This is a genomic window from Microbulbifer sediminum (assembly GCF_021729035.1).
Classification (GTDB): domain Bacteria; phylum Pseudomonadota; class Gammaproteobacteria; order Pseudomonadales; family Cellvibrionaceae; genus Microbulbifer; species Microbulbifer sediminum.
The window spans coordinates 2501-5975 of sequence record NZ_JAJSAP010000014.1; the positions used below are offsets into that span (position 1 = coordinate 2501).

Genomic DNA, 3475 nt, shown 5'->3' on the forward strand with positions numbered 1-3475 from the left:
GTAGTAATACACTGCAAGGCGAGGTTGAGTACTTAACAATACTCAACATCAATATTGTGTGTCTCTCAAGCACACAATCCGGCGTCCAGAGTGATCTGGATGTTAAAAGTCGTTAGTAGTCGTTTGTGTTGTATGGTCAAGCGACTAAGCGTATACGGTGGATGCCTTGGCAGCTGGAGGCGATGAAGGACGTAGGAGCCTGCGATAAGCCCTGGGGAGTCGGCACACAGACTTTGATCCAGGGATTTCCGAATGGGGAAACCCACCTGTTTACAGGTATCCCTGACTGAATACATAGGTCAGGGAGGCGAACCCGGGGAACTGAAACATCTAAGTACCCGGAGGAAAAGAAATCAACCGAGATTCCCTGAGTAGCGGCGAGCGAAAGGGGATTAGCCCTTAAGCTCTTTATGTCTTAGTGGAAGGATCTGGAAAGTTCCGCGATACAGGGTGATAGCCCCGTACACGAAAAGGCACATTGAGTGAAATCGAGTAGGTCGGGACACGTGTTATCTTGACTGAACATGGGGGGACCATCCTCCAAGGCTAAATACTCCCAGCTGACCGATAGTGAACCAGTACCGTGAGGGAAAGGCGAAAAGAACCCCGGAGAGGGGAGTGAAATAGAACCTGAAACCGTATACGTACAAGCAGTAGGAGCCCTTCGGGGTGACTGCGTACCTTTTGTATAATGGGTCAGCGACTTATTGTCTGTAGCAAGGTTAACCGCATAGGGGAGCCGTAGAGAAATCGAGTCTTAATAGGGCGTTCAGTTGCAGGCAATAGACCCGAAACCCGGCGATCTATCCATGGGCAGGTTGAAGATTGAGTAACATCAATTGGAGGACCGAACCCACTAATGTTGAAAAATTAGGGGATGACCTGTGGATCGGAGTGAAAGGCTAATCAAGCCGGGAGATAGCTGGTTCTCCTCGAAAGCTATTTAGGTAGCGCCTCGCGTCTCACCCTCGGGGGTAGAGCACTGTTTGGGCTAGGGGGTCATCCCGACTTACCAACCCCATGCAAACTCCGAATACCGAGGAGTGCAATCGCGGGAGACACACGGCGGGTGCTAACGTCCGTCGTGGAAAGGGAAACAACCCAGACCGCCAGCTAAGGTCCCAAATACCAGTTAAGTGGGAAACGATGTGGGAAGGCCCAGACAGCTAGGAGGTTGGCTTAGAAGCAGCCATCCTTTAAAGAAAGCGTAATAGCTCACTAGTCGAGTCGGCCCGCGCGGAAGATATACCGGGGCTCAAACTGGTAACCGAAGCTGCGGATGCACTATGTGCATGGTAGAGGAGCGTTGTGTAAGCCGTTGAAGGTGAACCGGGAGGTTTGCTGGAGGTATCACAAGTGCGAATGCTGACATGAGTAACGATAAGGGAGGTGAAAAACCTCCCCGCCGGAAGACCAAGGGTTCCTGTCCAACGCTAATCGGGACAGGGTTAGTCGGCCCCTAAGGCGAGGGCGAAAGCCGTAGTCGATGGGAAACAGGTTAACATTCCTGTACTTGCAATTGCTGCGATGGAGTGACGGAGAAGGCTAGGCCAGCATGGCGATTGGTTGTCCATGTTTAAGGCTGTAGGCTGGGGACTTAGGCAAATCCGGGTCCCTAAGGCTGAGAGCTGATGACGAAGCCTACTTAGGTAGGTGAAGTGGTTGATGCCCTGCTTCCAGGAAAAACTTCTAAGCTTCAGGCAATTGCGAACCGTACTCGAAACCGACACAGGTGGTCAGGTAGAGAATACCAAGGCGCTTGAGAGAACTCTGGTGAAGGAACTAGGCAAAATGGTACCGTAACTTCGGGAGAAGGTACGCCGGCTTTGGTGATGGGACTTGCTCCCTAAGCTGAGGTCGGTCGAAGTGACCAGGTGGCTGCGACTGTTTATTAAAAACATAGCACTCTGCAAACACGTAAGTGGACGTATAGGGTGTGACGCCTGCCCGGTGCCGGAAGGTTAATTGATGGGGTTAGCTTCGGCGAAGCCCTTGATCGAAGCCCCGGTAAACGGCGGCCGTAACTATAACGGTCCTAAGGTAGCGAAATTCCTTGTCGGGTAAGTTCCGACCTGCACGAATGGCGTAACGATGGCCACGCTGTCTCCACCAGAGACTCAGTGAAATTGAAATCGCTGTTAAGATGCAGTGTACCCGCGGCTAGACGGAAAGACCCCGTGAACCTTTACTACAGCTTTGCACTGAACTTTGAGCCTACTTGTGTAGGATAGGTGGGAGGCTTTGAAACTGTGACGCTAGTTGCAGTGGAGCCGTCCTTGAAATACCACCCTGGTATGTTTGAGGTTCTAACCCAGGTCCATTATCTGGATCGGGGACAGTGTATGGTGGGTAGTTTGACTGGGGCGGTCTCCTCCCAAAGAGTAACGGAGGAGTACGAAGGTGCACTCAGCATGGTCGGAAATCATGCAATGAGCATAATGGTAGAAGTGCGCTTGACTGCGAGACAGACATGTCGAGCAGGTACGAAAGTAGGTCATAGTGATCCGGCGATTCTGTATGGAAGGGTCGTCGCTCAACGGATAAAAGGTACTCCGGGGATAACAGGCTGATACCGCCCAAGAGTTCACATCGACGGCGGTGTTTGGCACCTCGATGTCGGCTCATCACATCCTGGGGCTGAAGCCGGTCCCAAGGGTATGGCTGTTCGCCATTTAAAGTGGTACGCGAGCTGGGTTTAGAACGTCGTGAGACAGTTCGGTCCCTATCTGCCGTGGGCGTTGGAGATTTGAGAAGAGTTGCTCCTAGTACGAGAGGACCGGAGTGAACGAACCTCTGGTGTTCGGGTTGTCACGCCAGTGGCATTGCCCGGTAGCTATGTTCGGACGGGATAACCGCTGAAAGCATCTAAGCGGGAAGCCTCCTTCAAGATGAGATCTCCCTGGGACTTCGAGTCCCCTAAAGGGCCCTGGAAGACTACCAGGTTGATAGGCTGGGTGTGGAAGCGTTGTGAGGCGTTGAGCTAACCAGTACTAATTGCCCGTGAGGCTTGACCATACAACAGAGATGGTTACTAACGACTGGCCAATCTATCGATGATGGAGAGACCAGCGGATTGTGAGCAAGAGACATACGACTTGCGGTGTATTACTACAGGATATTTCGCCGACTTATTTGGGGTTACCGTTGATCGGAAGATCACGCAAACGGCGGTAACACGGCAGAGCAGGGCAACAGCCCGTAAGACCATCGCCAACCCAAGCCAGTTTGCCTGACGACCATAGAGTTGTGGAACCACCTGATCCCTTGCCGAACTCAGAAGTGAAACGCAACATCGCCGATGGTAGTGTGGTGATTCGCCATGTGAGAGTAGGTCATCGTCAGGCTTCAATTGCAAAAGCCCTGATCGCTAACGCGGTCAGGGCTTTTTTTATGCCTGCCGATGACCTGTTTCTGCTTCGCAGAAAGCTCATGGTGATTTGGGCCTGGTCCAACAAACAGTTGCCGCCGCCATGGA

General features: G+C 52.3%; 2 rRNA genes. Both read left to right on the forward strand.

The window, feature by feature from the left end:
- Positions 1-134: 134 nt before the first annotated feature.
- A 23S ribosomal RNA gene (locus LVD11_RS16830) occupies positions 135-3015 on the forward strand.
- Between the two features lie 213 nt (positions 3016-3228).
- Positions 3229-3344: ribosomal RNA gene (rrf, locus tag LVD11_RS16835) — 5S ribosomal RNA — on the forward strand.
- Positions 3345-3475: the final 131 nt, after the last annotated feature.